Below are 16,880 nucleotides of genomic sequence, written 5' to 3'. Positions count from 1 at the left end.
TGTTCAGTACATCCTCCCGACCTGTTTGCCATGCTTTCGATTCATTAAATCGGTAAACGACAGCATCAATACTCCTGCACAAACTGAGGATGCACCCACAGGAACTCCTGGCGCTTGTTCTGCACCCGCACCAACCCGCCGAAGCTCGGGTCCTTCTCCTTCAGCCAAGCGTGTAACTGCCGCAGCACTGCTCCTTGCGCCCGGACTGCATCCCCGTGTTCCAGGTCCGGCGCGTCGCTGCGTCCCAGCCATTCGCCGGATGTCTCTCCGCCTTTCAGCACCGATTCGATACTCTTCTCACCTAGTTCCAGTTCATTCTCCAGTCCCTTGTAAACGGCATCATCCATCACCAATTTCGTGGCCGACGCCGCCACTGGCAGCACCAGGCTCAAGGTGCCGGTGAGCACCTTCAGGAATGGCGCGGCCTTCTCAAACCATTCGCGCGGTAGATTCAACTCATACACACCCTTCTTGCTGCCTTTGTCATACAATTCCGGCAACGGCAGGCGGCTGTGCTCGCACCACAGTGTCAAGCGGAACTTCTGGTTGATCCAATTGGGCCGATCGAAGAAACCAGGGTCGATCGGATGGAAACTGAACAGGCGCGGACCTTCCCTAGCCTCATCGGTCAGTGCCTGCATCAGACGCGCGTAACTTTCACTCACTTTGCCTAGCGTTGCGCGTGTGTTCGCGTCCACGGTATCAAAGCGTCCCATGGACTCTCCATGTTGCTGCTGAAGAAGCACACGCACATTATTGAGTTCGGCAAGCACGGCGCGTGAGCCGAGCAGTTCTCTCATCGGCTCGGGCTGTGCGGCGGGTGCGTTGCGTAAGAGACAATCGATGCTTTGCCATTCGCTGCAAACGGCGCACGGATATTCGGGGCGGCGTTTTTTCTTGCTCTCAATCAGTTTTTCCACCTCGAAGAGTCCTGTTCCTGGCGTGTTTCTTCCGCAGGGTGCCACGCACGGGACCATCACATCGCAGCGTAGGCCTGCCCAGAAGCTTTCCACCAGCCACTTTACTTCGCGGGTGAGGACAGAGAGGAAGGCCTCGGGATACGCAGCACGCACTGTGATCTTCACGTCGTTCCCGATGTGCTCCAACAGCGCACGTCCATTGTAATCATCGTCCAGCACCAGGCCGCGCTGCCAGTGTAGGCTTTCGGCGAAGTTGACCCGCCCGAGCGAGTATTTGTGCAGACGCACGATTAGCTGGTAGAAGAGTCCCTCCGCCGATGCCGACTGACCGTTCTTGTCCTCCACAATCCGGCAAATTTGCACACGCTCCTCGTCCCCGTCCGCTATGGCGGCTGTCCATCCTTGCCGTATTTCGCTGTCGCTCGGGCGAATGTCGGGAACGAGCTGCGCGATCAGAGTGGTGCCATCGGGCTGACCTTTAACCGGAAGGCCTGCCACCACATAGGACAGATCGTAGCGCTCCATCAGTGCGACAAAGACATGGTGAAGCGCCGGCGGGTAGCGAAACTCCTCTTCACGCGCCGGATCGTTCCACAGCTCGCCGAGCCGGGCAAAGCTTACCAGCCCGTGCGCGTCGCGTGTCAGCTTGTCGTCGAGCACGAAGCTCATTGCCGTCGCCAGCCAGTCGGGCTTGAGCACCACAATATCGCGCAATGCCGGGTCGTGCTCATAGTGAATCAAATGACCCAGCCTGTGCGACACCGTCACGAAGAGTTGAGCTTCTTCGTCATCCATTTTCAGCCCCTTGCAGAGCGCCAGCACCTCATCGAGCGGCAGGTAGGGTGCACCGTTTGATTTCAAAGCTTCACGCGCCTCCTGCCAGCGCTTCGGCACCGCACGGCCCGTTTCCGGCAACGCTACCGCCACCTTCACAATCGCATCTTTTAATGCTTCGACCCCATCACACTTGCCAGTTTTCTCGTCTGGCTTGCTGTCCACGAAGAAGAAATCGATCACCGTATCCCTGCCAAACAGGTCCCAAAGTTCCTGCCTGTCGATGTCCGGCTGGCGAGCGCCTGGGCCACCGTGGGTGGCGACGACGAGGATTTTGGCGTCCGGCTCGCGGTGCTTCACCAGCTTGATCCACTCCTTCACGAAGCCCTGCTGCGGGCCTTCGCGCGGCTTCCACACCACCAGATAGACCGCCGGGGCGCTGAAAAACAACTGGTGCGTGGGCCGATAGACCCTTTGCCCGCCGAAATCCCAGCCGTTCAGTGTGATCTCGGTGCCTGTGGCGGGATCCTTCACCTGCACCGGTTTGATCTCGATGCCGTGCGTGGTCAGGCGGCCTTCTTCCCACGGATCACCACGCAACGCACCGAGCAGGCAACTCTTGCCCACCTCGCCCTCGCCGATCAGGATCAGTTTGGCCTCGTTCAATACCACCTGCGCTTCCGCCTTTGCCCGCAGGTAGCGTTTAACAGCGTCAAGGCCCTCCTTGTTGGCGGCGCTTAGTTCGGGATTCAGTGGATTGTCATCAATAGCGAGCCCTTTTAGGTTCGCCAAGTATTCGAGAGACGCAGGCAGGTCACGCAGTTTGTTGCCATCCAGTTTCAGGGTTTCAAGTTGTGTCAATTCCCCAATCCAATCTGGTAAAAGGTCGAGCCCGCAACGCGCGGCCCAAAGCAACCTCAATTGCTTGAGTGATCGGATTCCTTCAGAGAGTGTTTCAAGAGGGTTTCCTGCTACGCTGTCTCCCAGATAGAGGTCGGTGAGACTAGGCATTTCTCCAAGGTACTGAGGGATATTCCTAATTAAGTTCCCGCACACATCCAAGTAGGTGAGCCGCCGCAATTTTCGGTAAGAGTCCGGCAACGATGATAGCCGGTTGAAATCTGCGTCGATTCTCTCGAGGTTCTCTATCCTACTAAGGCACTCAGGCAGTGCGGTTAATTGATTTCGTGTAAGCTGGAAATGTCTCAGATTAGTGAGTCGGCCAAGTGATTCCGGTAGCGTCTCTAGTTGGTTCATGCCAAGGTAAAATGACTGCAAAGACGTTAGTTGTCCAAGCGACTCCGGCAGTGCCGTCAGTTGGTTGCTGGAGAGGTCCAGCGTCTGCAACTGAGTGAGCTGGCCCAGCCACTCCGGCAGCGCCGTCAGTTGATTGCCGGAGAGGTCCAGCGTCTGCAACTGAGTGAGCTGGCCCAGCCACTCCGGCAACGCCGTCAGTTGGTTGCCGGAGAGGTTCAGCGACTGCAACTCAGTGAGCTGGCCCAGCGACTCCGGTAGCGCCGCCAGTTGGTTGCGAGAGAGGTGTAGCTCACGCAGTTGCGTGAGCTGGCCGAGCGATTCAGGCAGTTCAGTGAGTTTCTCTGATTTTTCGGTGCCGTAGCTGCAGCTCAGATCGAGTTCGGTCGCCCCGTCTCGTAAGGCTTTCGCGACTTTCTTCTCTGCTGCTTGAAGTGCTTTGTCCGTAGCCATGAGCAGTGTCTCCAGGTTAAGCCACAGCCCGTATCTTCATCAGGCGAACAAGGAATTTGATAGTTTCTGTATCACTACTGGAAAATAACCATCGAAACCATAATTTATTGACCAACATATGATTTTCCCTTCTGTAATTAATGGTAGCGAGCAGATAAGGCCTTTAACCAGCGAATTCTTTTCATTTCATAAGATAAACCGATACACCCCGCAGTGCCGCAACCAGTCAATCAACAACTCCTCACGCTGATCAACTGGTATACAGTTTCATTAATTATGAGATTGGACAGGGTCGATTAGCCCCGCAAGACCAACACTTAGCCGCGAGTCTGCAGAATAGCTACCGCCGGCAATTCCTTACCTTCCAGGAACTCCAGGAACGCGCCGCCACCGGTTGAGGTGTAAGACACTTTATCGGCGATGCCGTATTTGTCTATCGCCGCCAATGTGTCGCCGCCGCCCGCGATGGAGAAGGCAGGGCTTTCGGCAATTGCCAACGATAGCGATTTGGTGCCTTCGCCGAATTGGTCGATTTCGAATACGCCGACCGGGCCGTTCCAGACGATGGTACCGGCGGTTTTCAGGATTTCCGCGTATTGCTTGGAGGTTTCCGGTCCAATGTCCAGAATCAAATCGTCAGCTTCCACGTCGGCCACGTTTTTCACGGTAGCCGCCGCGCTTTCGGAAAACTCTTTCGCGCAGACTACATCGACCGGTACCGGAATATCCGCGCCGCGTTCTTTTGCCGAAGCGATCAAACGTTTGGCTTCCGGAATTAAATCCGCTTCATACAAGGATTTGCCGACCGGGTAACCGGCTGCGGCGATAAAGGTGTTGGCAATGCCGCCGCCGACGATCAGTTGATCGACTTTAGACGATAAGGATTCCAGCACGGTCAGTTTGGTGGATACTTTGGAACCACCGACGATGGCCACCAAGGGGCGGGCAGGGGTTTCCAGGGCTTTGCCCAGTGCGTCCAACTCCGCAGCCAACAGCGGACCGGCGCAAGCCACGGCGGCGTGTTCAGCTACCGCATGGGTCGAGGCTTCGGCGCGGTGCGCGGTACCAAAGGCGTCCATCACGAATATGTCGCACAGTGCAGCCATTTTTTGGCCCAATTCGGCATTGTTTTTCTTCTCGCCTTTATTAAAACGCACGTTCTCGCAAAGCACGACTTCGCCGCGTTTTACTTCGATGCCTTCTAGCCAATCTTTCACCAAGCGCACTGGTTGGCCCAGCAATTGTGAAAAGCGCTCGGCGACTGGTTTCAAGCTGGAGGCTTCGTCGTATTCGCCTTCAGTGGGGCGGCCCAAGTGCGACATCAAAATTACCGCCGCGCCGCCGGCCAATGCGGCTTCCACGGTCGGGACGCTGGCCTGGATGCGCAAGTCGCTGGTGACTTTGCCGTCTTTAACCGGCACATTCAAATCTTGGCGGATTAATACGCGCTTGCCGGCCAAATCCAGGTCGACCATTCGTTTGATAGACATAAGTTCTCCTTTGGTTGAAATAGTGAAAACATTATAAAGTGTAATGCCGGCCGCAGCCTGATTTAAAAAATAATAGAACAGTCAGATGCTTGGGCTATATTTGCTATCCATTGCCTAAACTTTTGTTGGCGGACTTATGTTCAAGTCGATTGTATTTTCGGTTTTCTGCGTGTTGGTATTAAGTGTCGATTCCGCGCACTGCCAGCCCGCGCCTGCCGCTGCCGGCGCCGATGAAATTCAGGTGTTGATAGATGTATCCGGCAGCATGAAACAGAACGATCCGGAAAATCTGCGCATAGACGCCAGCCGGTTGTTGGTCAATTTGCTGCCGGACGGTGCCAAGGCGGCGTTCTGGCTGTTCGCCGAAAAAACCGCGCCGCTGTCCGCGACCGATGCCGTCAGTTCTGCCTGGAAACAGCAGGCCAGCAAAGCTACGGCCAATATTCATTCTCGCGGCTTGTATACCCATATCGAAGACGCAATTCAGACAGTGCTTAGCCAAGGTTTTACCGGGAACGGTAAGAAACACCTGATTTTATTAACCGACGGTTTTGTGGATATTTCCAAGGACATCATGCAAAGCGCGGATTCCCGCGAACGGATTCTTAGCGAGTGGATCCCCAAACTCCAGCAGCAAAATATCAACGTGCAAACCATTGCGCTATCGGCACAGGCCGACAAAGAGTTGCTGGAAAAATTGGCGTTCGAGACCGGCGGCTGGGCGGAAACCGCGCAAACGGCCGAGCAGTTACAGCGAGTGTTTTTGAAGATGGCACAAAAAGCCGCGCCGAAAGAAACCTTGCCGCTAACCGACAATAAGTTCAAGGTCGATAGCGGCATCCACGAATTTTCGGTGTTGGTGTTCAAAAAGCCGCATGCCGCGCCGACGCAATTGGTTGCGCCGGACGGTAAAAGCATCAGTAAACAAAGCATGGTCGCCAATGTGTCCTGGCTGGAAAGTCAGACGTACGACCTGATCACCGTCAAGCAGCCATTGATCGGCGAATGGCGCTTGGTGGCGGAAGTCGATCCCGATAACCAAGTCATGATCGTCACCGACCTGAAACTGCAACTTAGCGAAATTCCCAATTTTCTGGGCGAGAATGAAGCCTTGCCAATCAAAGCGCACTTCACCGATAAAAATAAGCTGATCGACCGCGCCGATTTTCTGGGCATGTTGACCCTGGAAATTATCCAAGATCAGCAAGCGCCGGCAAAAATGCAGGCTGTGGCAGCCGAGCCCGGTTTTTATCAGCATAAAGTCGAGCATTTGAGTTTGGGTAAACATCTGCTGAAAATCGTCGCCGACGGCAAGACCTTCAAGCGCGAAATTATTCACGAGATCGAAGTGGTTGCCACGCCTATTACCGTCGAGAAGCACTTGGATGTTGCGCAGCGCCAGGTTAGCTTAAAGCTGCTGCCGGATACCAAACTGATCGATCCCGCCGGACTGGTGATCAATGCGGTGATTAATCAAACCGGGCACGAGCCGGAAACCCGCGCACTGACAAATAAGGACGGGGTCTGGTTGCTGGATTTGGCCGGTTTGCCGCCGCAGACCACCACGCATGTCAATTTCAACGTGATGGCGAAAGACCATGACGGTAAACCGCTGACGCCGGCGATCAAACCGCTCACTATCGATGACAGTTGGTTCGTTGCTGCCGAGAAAGTCGAGGTTGCCGCACCGGCGGCGGAGACTGATGCACATCACGAGTCAGGCGATCATGAAAAAACCGATCAGAAAACCGATGCCGAGCAGCATGAGCAGACTGACCATGAGCAACATCCGCCGCCGGACGCCCCGGAAACCAATTGGTTATTGGTTGGCGGCATCCTGTTGACCATCAATCTGATACTGGGTGTTGGTGGGTTTTTTACCTATCGTTACCTGAAAAAAAGCCAAGCAGAAAAACATCAGCAGTTACTGGAGAGATTGTCATGAATCCATTCGATTCCGTGGTAGTGATATTGGCGGCGGAGGCGTTGGGGTTTTTGACGCTGCTGGTCGTCGTACTGTTTTTTATCTCGAGAAACCGGCGAGGGAAGGAGATGGCCGAAATTGATCATTTCATTACCGAGCTTGAAGAGCAGGCCTTCGTCAAAAATCGCTGGCTGGAGCAATTTCTGGAAGAAAACTGCGGATTGGCTACAACGGAGATCGAGCCATTGTTGCAAGAAGTCAACGCGTCTGAACGCGCTGTGTTTGAAGGGGTGATTCGCTTGTTTCTGAAACGCGAGTTGGTGTTGTTGAGTGAGATCGAGCAACGTATCGGCCGCCTAACCGAGCCTTATCAGAATTTGCTGGCGAATCGGGGCGCGGCTGCGCCGGTTGCTGCGGGGCAGGATTCGCCGCAAGCGCATCAATTGGCAGGCTTGGAGCGTATTAACCAACAACTGGTGCGGCAACTGGATAACGCGATGAAAACCATCGACGAAATGTCCGCCGAATATACCCGTGTGTTTAGCGGCAATCAGACTGCCTTAGAGTTGGAAAACAGCAGTAAAAAGATGCTGCAAATTTTCCATGATGCCGAACGTGGTGTACGCGAGAGCATTACGGAGTTGGGCAAATGAATCAATCTCTGCTGCTTATCGGCTTAGGAGAATTGTCGCTGTTGTTGTTGGCCGGCCTGATCGCCGTGCTGGTCGTTAATCGTCGGAATAAACGCCGGCGGCTGGCCGGCATCGAAGAATTGCTGGAAGACATTAAGGACAGGCAGGAACGGCGCGGTGACCGGTTGGCCTTGGCCTTGGCCGGTAAACATCACTTAGACGAACAAACCGCGCAGGCTGTCAGCGAAAATCTGATTGCGGCGGAAAAGCAGTTTTTGTATGGGTTTATAGAGCAGCAAATGCAGCAGCAGACGGTGGGCAGTTTTTACGAAAATCTGTGCAGTTTGCTGGATAGTTATCTGGACGGCTTACCCAAAGCGGGTGAAAAACCGGTTGCCGACGAGCCGGCTGCCGAGACTGAACAACAGCATGCCGGCACCGATTCGGAGCAGCCAAAACCGGCGGACGCTGACGCAACGCCAGCCGAAGAGGCCCCACCACCACCGGATTGGGGCGACGTGTTCGATTGAGGCAACAACTATTCTGACTCAGGGGGAAGATTGGCCCCCGTTCAAGCTTGCGTGATCATCCCGGCGACAGCGGGGAAAGCCAAGAAAGGTGGGGACCATCGAAACTATTTTTACCGGGTAAAAGACGTGATTTCCTTTCTGAACCTCAAATGGGGGCCGCCGGAAGCCGTTGCGTATCCGCCCGCTGGCGGTGGTACGCTGTCAGGCAAAAAGGGTTTGTCCTCTTCGAAGTTCATGGCTGGAGTGATGCTAGCGGTCATGCAACGCTATTCGACGGAACGACTTGTTATGACCACTGCTATTTCAACGAGCCAGGCGTGACATATCGCACTAGCCAGGCAAATTTCCGGGTGCTCAAATGAAAGCCATACACACATTCGTTGCCGTGGGGCTATGTTGCTATTCACTGACGGCTATCGCCGATTCCATCGCTGCCACACGACGTAGCAACGCCGAAAATTATAAAGACAGGGCGCTGGCCGCCTGCTTATCAACCGCTTACAAGGATTCGCCGGCAGGCGAGGATGCTGACATTACCAAGAGCGCGTTTTTGGAATGGACGTATTACAACGACGATAAAGGTAATCCGGCAATCGATCAACTTGTTGAGAAATATCTGCATCGAGACTACAGCAATCCGGTGGAAGGTTACGCTGGGGCGAAATTCAACCTGCTTAAGTGCCTGGACATGTATCACAGCCAAGAACTTGATGCACAGGTTCATAAGTACGTCCCACACCCTAACTGGGTAGGGGACAAGCCGGCCAAGCGCTAGTAATTCGCTGCTTTGGCGTGTTCATGGGCAATCCAGGCCGCAGAGTCGGAGTCAAAATTTTCGCAGGCACGAAAATTCTTGCTCATGGGGCGGCGATGCCGCTATCGCGACAATCTCGCCTGCGAAATTGGGTTCCGGTCATCCATGCCAGTGATAACGCGATAAGTCCGGTAGGTCAGGGTACGCGATAGCGTTCCCTGACAACAGGCTGTCTCATTAACTTGTCGGTATTTCCGTCGCCGGCTGGTCGAGCAACTTGATGCCGGTCAATTTGCTGAAAAAACTGGCGGACCGTTTCGCCACGCTATCGCCACCATCGATACCGGCTTGTTGGATGTTTTCAAACACCACAATCGAATGCGGCTCCACGGTATACCAGGGTTTGCTCAGCGCTTTTTGTTCCGCAGGCTCGATAATATCTTTGGGCGATGTTTGTGCGGTATCCAAAGCCAGACACCAGCTTTTGCCTTCAACCTCCGGCAGCTGCATGTTGTGTTTGCTATCGGACATGTTCATTATCGCGTGCAGGTCAGCTTCATCTTTGCCCAATGCAGCCAGCGTAAAGGCTAGAATCCGCGTGTTCGGGTCGTCCCAACGCGGCGGTTGATCTACTTCCAGGCCATGCCAGCTAATGTCGGCCATATCTTTGCCTTCCATTTTTCGGCCGGTGAGGAAATTTCGACGCATCAAGGCCGGATGGCGTTTGCGCAAGCGGATCATCTGCTGCACAAAATGCAGCACGTCGGCATTTTCCTTGGCTTTATCCCAGTTCAGCCAGCTTAATTCGTTGTCCTGGCAATAGCAGTTGTTATTGCCTTGCTGGGTGTGCAGAAATTCGTCGCCAGCCAGCAACATCGGTACGCCATGGCTAAGCAGCAAAACCGCAAAGGCGTTTTTCACCTGCTGCCGCCGCAGTTTGCCTATGGCCGGGTTGGGGGTCGGGCCTTCCGCGCCGCAATTGCTGCTGAGATTATTGCTACAACCGTCCCGATTGTTTTCGCCGTTCGCGGTGTTGTGTTTTTCGTTGTAGCTGAACAGATCTTTCAACGTAAAACCGTCGTGGCAGGTGACAAAGTTAATGCCGCTGATCGGCAGGCGGTGCTGATGTTGATAGAGATCGCTACTGCCGCAGATACGCGTGGCTACTTCGCTGATGATGCCGGTGTCGCCGCGTAGGAAGCGGCGAATCACGTCGCGGTAACGGCCGTTCCATTCTCCCCAGCGATAGCCGGGAAAGTTGCCGACTTGATAAAGGCCGGCCGCGTCCCAGGCTTCCGCAATCAGCTTGGTTTTGGCCAGTTGTTCGGATAGTTCTATGCCCCAGACCAGCGGCGGATCCTGCAGTACGCTGCCGTCTTCGCCGCGGGCCAGTGCACTGGCCAGGTCGAATCTAAAGCCGTCGACATGCATTTCCCGCACCCAGTATTCCAGGCAGCTGATGATGAAGTTGGTCACCAGCGGGTGATTGGCATTCACGGTGTTACCGCAGCCGGTATAGTCGTGAAAGATGCGTTTATCGTGCTTGTCGGTCAAATAAAAGCTGTTGCCGGTAATGCCTTTGAAGTTAATTACCGGGCCGTCGGCGCCGGCTTCCGAGGTGTGATTGAACACCACGTCCATGATTACGCCGATGCCGGCCTTATGCAAGGCTTTGACCAGATCGCGGAACTCGCGGATATGCGTACCCTGTTCCGGTGTGACGCAATAGCCGGGATGCGGACTGAAAAAGCTGTGCGTGCTGTAGCCCCAATAGTTTTTTAATCCAAGATCGGCGGTATGCGGCGGCACGTCTTGCTCATCGAAGGCCATGATGGGCAGCAATTCGACATGGGTGATGCCCAGCTTTTTCAGATAGGGGATTTTTTCGATCAGGCCGATAAAGGTACCTGGGTGCTTCACCTTGGCGGACGCGTGGCGAGTAAAACCGCCGACATGCAACTCGTAAATAATGGCTTTTTCGCTACGGATTGCCAGCGGTGTATCGCCTTCCCAGTCGTAACGATCATCTACTACCACCGCGCGCATGGCATGCTGGCTATTATCGCCGGGCTTGCAGGCGGCGGCGCGGTTCCATAGCTTGTCGCTGATTGCGCGAGCCCAAGGGTCTAGCAATAATTTTTCGCGATCAAAACGCAAGCCCGACTCGCGGGTGTTGTCCGGGCCGTCGATGCGCCAGGCGTACCAGATGCCTACCGGCAGTTCTTCGACAAACACATGCCACGAGAAAAATGTATGGTTTTTATCTTTTTGTAAGGGTATGACTTGTAAGGGATTTGTGCTGTCAGGCTCGGCAAATAGCAGCAGTTCCACGTCCGTCGCATGGCGGCTGGAGATGGAGAAGTTTACGCCGCCCTCGCTAACCTTGGCGCCGTGAGGATAGGGACTCCCTGACTTTAAACTGTATGGTTTGTGCATGCCCTTTACCGAGAAACTGTGAATTAGTCCTGATTTTACTGCATATAGGGGCTGCGGGCCTACGCCTTGCGTAAATAATCGACAACGGTTAGAGTCTATAAACGCCGGTCGCTGCGGCGATACGTCGCGGAATGTCCGCTATCCACAGGATAAAACCTAGTCACCCGACCCGTTAACATTGCCGATGGCCTTTTCCTCCTCACCGTCTCAAGTCCGCATGCCGCTTTCTGCGGAGGAAATGCGGGCTATTAGTCTGGAGATTAGCCGGGGCTTTGCCCCGCGCCGGTTTAGAGCTGGTGCGGCGCGGTTGACGAGTTTCGGCTTTTCGCCGCAAGAGCTGTTAAGTATTAGTCAGCAGATTAATCGCGAGTTCGCGCCACGCCAGCAACTCACTGCCGCCAAAGTTGAAAGCGCCAAGTTGGTTGCGTTGCCGGTCGATCCGGAACATATCCATGTCTATTGGCATCTTGATGACGTGGCACAGGCGTCTACGTCGCCTGCCGAACCGCCAGATGCCCAGCCTTTGACCTTGAGAGTTTACAGTCGGCCTGCGCCGGCTGAAGCGGTCTCGTCGCCGCAAGACTCGGCCAAGACTTGGTTCGATGTGCCGGTCGCTGCCGAACGCAGCCAGCAGCAGATTACGCTGCCCAGCGGCGACAACTGCATCGCCGGGATTTACCAGGTGGCGATTGGCCGGCTAAACGCTCAGCAGGAATTCAGCCCCTTCGCTTATTCGCAGGCTACCGCAGTCGCACCGCAAGTGTCGCCGATGACGGAAAGACTGTCGCCGACGATGGCGCAGTTTATAATACCGCCTTCCCAAGCGTCTTCGGCGCTTGCCGTAACCGCGTCCGGCCAACAAAACTAACTCCGCGATGAACAAAGGCTATCTCAGCATCGTTCTGCATGCCCATTTGCCCTATGTGCATCATCCCGAACACGACAGTTTTTTTGAAGAAAACTGGCTGTTCGAAGCGATTACCGAATGTTATCTGCCCTTGTTGGCGATGCTGGAGCGCTTGCATGTCGACCAAGTGCCGTATCGGCTGACCTTATCCCTGTCGCCAACACTGATGACGATGTTGCGCGACCCTTTGTTGCAAAGCCGTTATCTGCATTATCTGCAAGGCAGGCTGGAATTGGCGGAGCGGGAGTTGGAGCGCACGCGCCGGCTGCCGCAGTTCGAGCCGCTGGCGCAGATGTATATGCAGTGGTTTCAGGATGCTCTACACCGCTACCAGCAGCGCTATCAATGCGATTTGCTGACCGCGTTTCAACGCCATCACAGCGCTGGCGGCCTGGAATTGATTACCACGGCAGCCACCCACGGTTTCTTGCCCTTGTTGAATGTCAGCCCGGTGTCGGTGCGCAATCAAATTGGCGTAGGCATTGCCAGTTTCAAGAGCCAATTCGGTTTTGCACCGAGCGGCTTTTGGTTGCCGGAATGCGGCTACTATCCAGGCCTGGAACAGCTGCTGAAAGCCGAAGGTATCGATTATTTTTTCGTCGATAGTCACGCGATCATGGACGCCGACCAGTCGCCGCGCTATGGTGTGTATGCGCCGCTGGACTGCGGCAACGGCGTGGCGGCGTTCGGCCGCGATCCGGCGTCGTCGCGACAGGTCTGGAGCGCGGAGGAAGGCTATCCGGGCGATGGCGATTATCGCGAGTATTATCGCGACATCGGTTTCGATTTGCCTCTGGAATATATCGCGCCTTATATTTTGGACGGCGAAACCCGGATTAACACCGGCATCAAGTATTTCCGCATCACCGGCGCCAAGCAAACCAAGCAGGTTTACCAGCCTGAACTGGCCAGGCTAAAAGCGCGCCGGCATGCCGAGGATTTTATCTTGCGCCGCCAGCAGCAAATCGACGCGCTGGCTGCGGAAATGCCGCAAGCGCCGATTATCGTCGCACCTTACGATGCTGAACTATTTGGACATTGGTGGTTCGAAGGGCCTTTATGGCTAGAGCAAGTGTTACGCTTGGCAGCCAGCAGCGAAAACGGTGTCCAGACCGTCAGTTGCGGTGATTATTTGCAATTGCCTTTGCAGCACGTGCGGGCTACGCCGGCCGCTTCCAGTTGGGGCGAACACGGTTATTCCAGTTACTGGCTGAACGAAAGCAACGACTGGATTTATCCCTTATTGCACAAGGCCGCCGCCGAAATGGAAAAGCTGGCGGGCGATTTGCGCGGCTTTGGCGTGAGTGATTTGCAGCGGCGCGCTTTAAATCAGGCCGCCCGATCACTGTTGCTGGCGCAGTCTTCGGATTGGCCGTTTATCATGAAGGCCGGCACCACGATCGATTACGCGCGCAAACGCATCACCGATCATTTGGCCCGTTTTAATTATCTGCATGATGCGATCCGCAAAAACCGTATCGATGAACGCTACCTGACGGCGCTGGAGATCATGGACGATATTTTTCCGGATATTGACTTTCGCCATTATGCCGCCTAGACAGACGCCCGTGGCGGGCACTGCCTAACTCAACCTCCAGGGGGAGCTATGAATAACATCCAATTGTTGTATGTAGCCAATAATGTGACCGGCAAAGCTGTGGCCTGTCAGCAATCCTTACTGTTTTTGATTCAAGTCGCAGACCTGGATTATCACAAGCAGGTGGAAGTGCTCTGGGCCGGCGAAGATGGCGTCTGGCACTTTTTGCCGGCCTTGTTTAACCGCAAGGCGGAAGATGGTTGGGAGTATTGGCAGGCCGAAATCGTTTTTCCGCCGCAGGCGCACGCCGACATACCCGGCGACATTCGGTTTGCCTTGCGGCTGCAATCGGCCGGTAGCGAATATTGGGACAACAACGAGGGCGGCGATTATTTCAGCGGTGCGGGTAGTGGCGGCAGATTGACCGGCGCCGCGTCGATACTACAATTGAGCCACGCCGAGCAACTTCTGGATGGTCAGCATTCCGTGCCGATCAAGCTGGCGGTAGACGCCGCTCTGGAGATAGAGAAAGTCACCATCCACTGGACTATCGATAACTGGCAACACAGCCATACGACCAGTTGCCGCCGCCAGGCGCAAAGAAAATCCGCCAGTAAAGCCCTCTATGCCGGCCTGCATCTTGCCCAAGTGTGGAGCGGGCGGATCAGGGTGGGGGAGGCGTTTCGTCTGCAATACAGCATCAGCTGCGAAAGTAAGGAGCAGACGCGGTGGGACAACAACGCCGGCCAAAATTACACCCTAAGCCGCAGGCCGCTGCGGCTGTTGATTTTGAATCTGCATTGTTATCAGGAAGACGAGCAAGACCGGAAGTTCTGGCAAATCGCCACTGCCATTGACGAATTGGAAGCCGATATAGTTTGCCTGCAGGAAGTGGCGGAGTATTGGAATGACGGTCGCGGCGATTGGCCGTCGAATTCCGCGAATATTATCAACCAGCGCTTGCCGCAACCGTTTCATCTGTACACGGATTGGTCGCACCTGGGGTTCGACAAATTCCGCGAAGGTGTGGCCATACTCAGTCGCCATCCCTTGGCCGAGCAAGAAGCCCGCTACGTGTCGGATAGTCACGATGCTTACAGCATTCATTCCCGTAAAGTGGTGTCGGCGCGGATCAACGTGCCGTATATCGGTACTCTCGATGTGTTTTCCGCGCATTTGAGTTGGTGGGAAGACGGCTTCCAGCAACAATTTCAACGGCTATCCGCTTGGGCTAACGGCAAACGCAGCGCCGAGGTGGATGCCACCTTGCTGTGTGGTGATTTCAATATCGCCGCCGGCTCGACCGGCTATCAGTTGGTAGTCAACGGCCATCAATACGAAGATCAATATCTGGCCGCCAACGCCCCGGCGCTGTTCGAACAGATTTTTCGGGTTAACGACGCGCATTGGCAGGATTATCTGGCCGACGATTATCGAATCGATTACATTTTCATGGACAGGAATAGCGGCTTGCGGGCTAGCTCGGCGCGAACCGTGTTCACCGAGCAGGATTACGGGCCGGTATCCGATCATTGCGGCTATCTGATGACCTTTGAGCCGCTATAGACTGAATTGCTAAGGCGATTTTACAATTAAAATAAAGCTTGTTTAATTAGGCAGCACCATATGCAAGTAGCAGAACACTACGCCAAACCGGTATTTGGCAAATTGGGCGGTTGTTTTCAACGCGGTAACGATTTTAGGGAAACCTTCGACGTGCGCTGGGGCAAGATAGACTTCGACATGTCGCACGGCATTGCCGCTAATTTGAAGGTGGTGCTAAAGGTGTATCGGGAGTCGATCTGCGAAACTTATATCGTCGACACCGATGCTTACGATGTGCAGTGGGATAGGCACAAGCGCTCGACGCGGGATTTTTACGTGATGCCGCACTCCGGGCAATTCGGCAAGATCAGCTGCATCAAATTTTCGTTTATCGTGCATTTGGGCGAGCATTCCATCGCCTCGCGCCATGATTATATTTTCATGGATGGCGACCAGTTGCGCGACAATCATCCGCAGCAGCGCCATATTAACGAGCATTGGGCCACGCCCAACCATTTCCGCAGTTACGAGCTGGACCCCGGCCAGTTGCAAAGCGATGTGGATTGGTACAACCATCATTTCGACTCCTTGCAACTGACGCCCAAATTTACCAAGGGCCAGCAATTTCACCCCTATCATCCCAAGCGCTTTATTCACGATCATATCGATAAAGTCATCGCGGCCAAACACAGCCAGCCCGACCGCTTATGCACCATTAAAGTCAGCGTGGATTGCATCGACGACGGCGATTTTATTAACCACTTGATTCACGCCAGCCAGCAGGGCGTATGGGTGCAATGCATCGTCGATTGGCGGAAAATGACGCTGACCAACAGCCAGAATTACGCGCGCTTGAAGCGCTCCGGTATCGAACTGGTCGGCGTGTTTTGCACCCCCAAACACCACTTGATCGAAGTGGAACCGGACATGCACACCAAGTTCGTGATCTTCAACGACGACGATTGCATTATCGGCTCGTTCAACATCACTTTCGATCGCTGGTGGGCCAACTGGGAATCCGGGATGAGTTTTCATTCCAAGGGCGTGTGCCGTTTGCTGGACAACATCTTCCAGAGCCAGCGCGGCGGTGTGATTCAAAAGTATGGCGTCGACCCGCTCAGCCCATTCAACTTGTTATATACCTTTGGCCGCCACACCATGGCTAATGGCAGGGTTTACCGGCCGCATCACGCTATATTGGCGGAAATTCATAGAGCGCGCCGCTCCTTGAAGTTGTGTTTGTTTTTGATCGGCGATTTGCTGGGCGATCACCACGATAGCGTCGTCAACGCCTTGATCCAGGCCCGCGACCGGGGTGTTGACGTGCAATTATTGTTCAACGGCCACTTGGCTCGGCAGGGCAAAATCGGCGTCGAGCGCAGCATGGCCGACGAACTGGCAAGGCCGCTGTTACCGGCCGTACAACGTCTGCGCGATGCCGGGATACGCGTGGGCTTGGTTTACGGCCAGGACGATCTGCCGGTGCCGTACTCGCCCATCCACAGTAAATACTGCGTGATCGACGATTACATCGTCATCGACGGTAGTTTCAATTGGTACAACACCTCGGTGTTCTCCCACGACTTGATCGTCGTCGCCGCCAACCGCGACGTGGCGCAGCCGTATTTGTACGAGTTTGGGCAGATTCAGCGCTTGTTTAGGGTGTTTTACTGATCGGCCGCTTGACAGGTATTGATTGGGTTCCATAATGGAACCTATTTGAT

At 54.7% G+C, this 16,880-nt stretch carries 12 protein-coding genes; 9 read left to right on the top strand and 3 right to left on the bottom strand.

What is annotated here, in order from left to right:
* Nucleotides 1-65 precede the first annotated feature (65 nt).
* Both G006_RS0110250 and G006_RS0110245 read right to left on the bottom strand, forming a co-directional pair.
* Complete coding sequence (locus G006_RS0110250) at nt 66-3,401, bottom strand: leucine-rich repeat domain-containing protein (protein ID WP_020483095.1); 3,336 nt, start codon at nt 3,399-3,401, stop codon at nt 66-68.
* A 317-nt stretch (nt 3,402-3,718) separates the two neighbouring features.
* Nucleotides 3,719-4,891, bottom strand: a complete 1,173-nt coding sequence (locus G006_RS0110245) for a phosphoglycerate kinase (protein ID WP_020483094.1) — start codon at nt 4,889-4,891, stop codon at nt 3,719-3,721.
* 136 nt (nt 4,892-5,027) lie between these two features.
* Between G006_RS0110245 and G006_RS0110240 the strand changes: the two genes are divergently transcribed.
* The 5 genes from G006_RS0110240 to G006_RS0110220 are packed head-to-tail and all read left to right on the top strand — an operon-like array spanning nt 5,028 to nt 8,752.
* Entirely contained in the window at nt 5,028-6,836 is a 1,809-nt protein-coding gene (locus G006_RS0110240; protein WP_020483093.1) for a VWA domain-containing protein, read from the top strand.
* Complete coding sequence (locus tag G006_RS0110235) at nt 6,833-7,468, top strand: hypothetical protein (protein WP_020483092.1); 636 nt, start codon at nt 6,833-6,835, stop codon at nt 7,466-7,468. Before G006_RS0110240 ends, G006_RS0110235 begins: the two co-directional genes overlap by 4 nt.
* Complete coding sequence (locus tag G006_RS0110230) at nt 7,465-7,977, top strand: hypothetical protein (protein ID WP_020483091.1); 513 nt, start codon at nt 7,465-7,467, stop codon at nt 7,975-7,977. The genes G006_RS0110235 and G006_RS0110230 overlap by 4 nt, the downstream gene beginning before the upstream one ends.
* A 30-nt stretch (nt 7,978-8,007) precedes the next feature.
* Complete coding sequence (locus tag G006_RS28325) at nt 8,008-8,298, top strand: hypothetical protein (protein WP_051067679.1); 291 nt, start codon at nt 8,008-8,010, stop codon at nt 8,296-8,298.
* Nucleotides 8,299-8,335: 37 nt separating this feature from the next.
* Entirely contained in the window at nt 8,336-8,752 is a 417-nt protein-coding gene (locus tag G006_RS0110220) for a type VI secretion system amidase immunity protein Tai4 (RefSeq protein ID WP_020483090.1), read from the top strand.
* A gap of 216 nt (nt 8,753-8,968) precedes the next feature.
* On the opposite strand, the gene glgX is transcribed toward G006_RS0110220, so the two are convergent.
* Entirely contained in the window at nt 8,969-11,167 is a 2,199-nt protein-coding gene (gene glgX, locus G006_RS0110210) for a glycogen debranching protein GlgX (RefSeq protein ID WP_026146952.1), read from the bottom strand.
* Nucleotides 11,168-11,384: 217 nt separating this feature from the next.
* On the opposite strand from glgX, the gene G006_RS0110205 reads away from it, so the two are divergent.
* From G006_RS0110205 to G006_RS0110190, 4 genes are read left to right on the top strand one after another with little or no spacing between them, the layout of a single operon-like run.
* Nucleotides 11,385-12,035 (top strand): DUF4912 domain-containing protein, encoded by a 651-nt coding sequence (locus G006_RS0110205; RefSeq protein ID WP_020483087.1) that lies wholly within the window; start codon nt 11,385-11,387, stop codon nt 12,033-12,035.
* Between the two features lie 7 nt (nt 12,036-12,042).
* Complete coding sequence (locus tag G006_RS0110200; RefSeq protein WP_020483086.1) at nt 12,043-13,632, top strand: glycoside hydrolase family 57 protein; 1,590 nt, start codon at nt 12,043-12,045, stop codon at nt 13,630-13,632.
* A gap of 48 nt (nt 13,633-13,680) precedes the next feature.
* Nucleotides 13,681-15,177, top strand: coding sequence for an endonuclease/exonuclease/phosphatase family protein (locus tag G006_RS0110195; RefSeq protein ID WP_020483085.1), 1,497 nt, complete (start codon nt 13,681-13,683; stop codon nt 15,175-15,177).
* A gap of 60 nt (nt 15,178-15,237) precedes the next feature.
* The gene (locus G006_RS0110190) at nt 15,238-16,830 is read left to right on the top strand and encodes a phospholipase D-like domain-containing protein (RefSeq protein WP_020483084.1); all 1,593 of its coding nucleotides are present in this window, start codon (nt 15,238-15,240) and stop codon (nt 16,828-16,830) included.
* Nucleotides 16,831-16,880: the final 50 nt, after the last annotated feature.

The sequence above is a fragment of the Methylomonas sp. MK1 genome (genome assembly GCF_000365425.1).
In the GTDB taxonomy this organism is placed as follows: Bacteria; Pseudomonadota; Gammaproteobacteria; order Methylococcales; family Methylomonadaceae; genus Methylomonas.
This window is presented reverse-complemented; position numbering and strand designations above follow the sequence as displayed.

Bases quoted from the DNA above. Each gene is read 5' to 3' on its own strand.
- G006_RS0110190 (WP_020483084.1), top strand. From the start codon at position 15,238: ATGCAAGTAGCAGAACACTACGCCAAACCGGTATTTGGCAAATTGGGC.
- G006_RS0110205 (WP_020483087.1), top strand. From the start codon at position 11,385: ATGCCGCTTTCTGCGGAGGAAATGCGGGCTATTAGTCTGGAGATTAGC.
- G006_RS0110235 (WP_020483092.1), top strand. From the start codon at position 6,833: ATGAATCCATTCGATTCCGTGGTAGTGATATTGGCGGCGGAGGCGTTG.
- G006_RS0110220 (WP_020483090.1), top strand. From the start codon at position 8,336: ATGAAAGCCATACACACATTCGTTGCCGTGGGGCTATGTTGCTATTCA.
- glgX (WP_026146952.1), bottom strand. From the start codon at position 11,167: ATGCACAAACCATACAGTTTAAAGTCAGGGAGTCCCTATCCTCACGGC.
- G006_RS0110250 (WP_020483095.1), bottom strand. From the start codon at position 3,401: ATGGCTACGGACAAAGCACTTCAAGCAGCAGAGAAGAAAGTCGCGAAA.
- G006_RS0110230 (WP_020483091.1), top strand. From the start codon at position 7,465: ATGAATCAATCTCTGCTGCTTATCGGCTTAGGAGAATTGTCGCTGTTG.
- G006_RS0110200 (WP_020483086.1), top strand. From the start codon at position 12,043: ATGAACAAAGGCTATCTCAGCATCGTTCTGCATGCCCATTTGCCCTAT.
- G006_RS0110245 (WP_020483094.1), bottom strand. From the start codon at position 4,891: ATGTCTATCAAACGAATGGTCGACCTGGATTTGGCCGGCAAGCGCGTA.
- G006_RS0110240 (WP_020483093.1), top strand. From the start codon at position 5,028: ATGTTCAAGTCGATTGTATTTTCGGTTTTCTGCGTGTTGGTATTAAGT.
- G006_RS0110195 (WP_020483085.1), top strand. From the start codon at position 13,681: ATGAATAACATCCAATTGTTGTATGTAGCCAATAATGTGACCGGCAAA.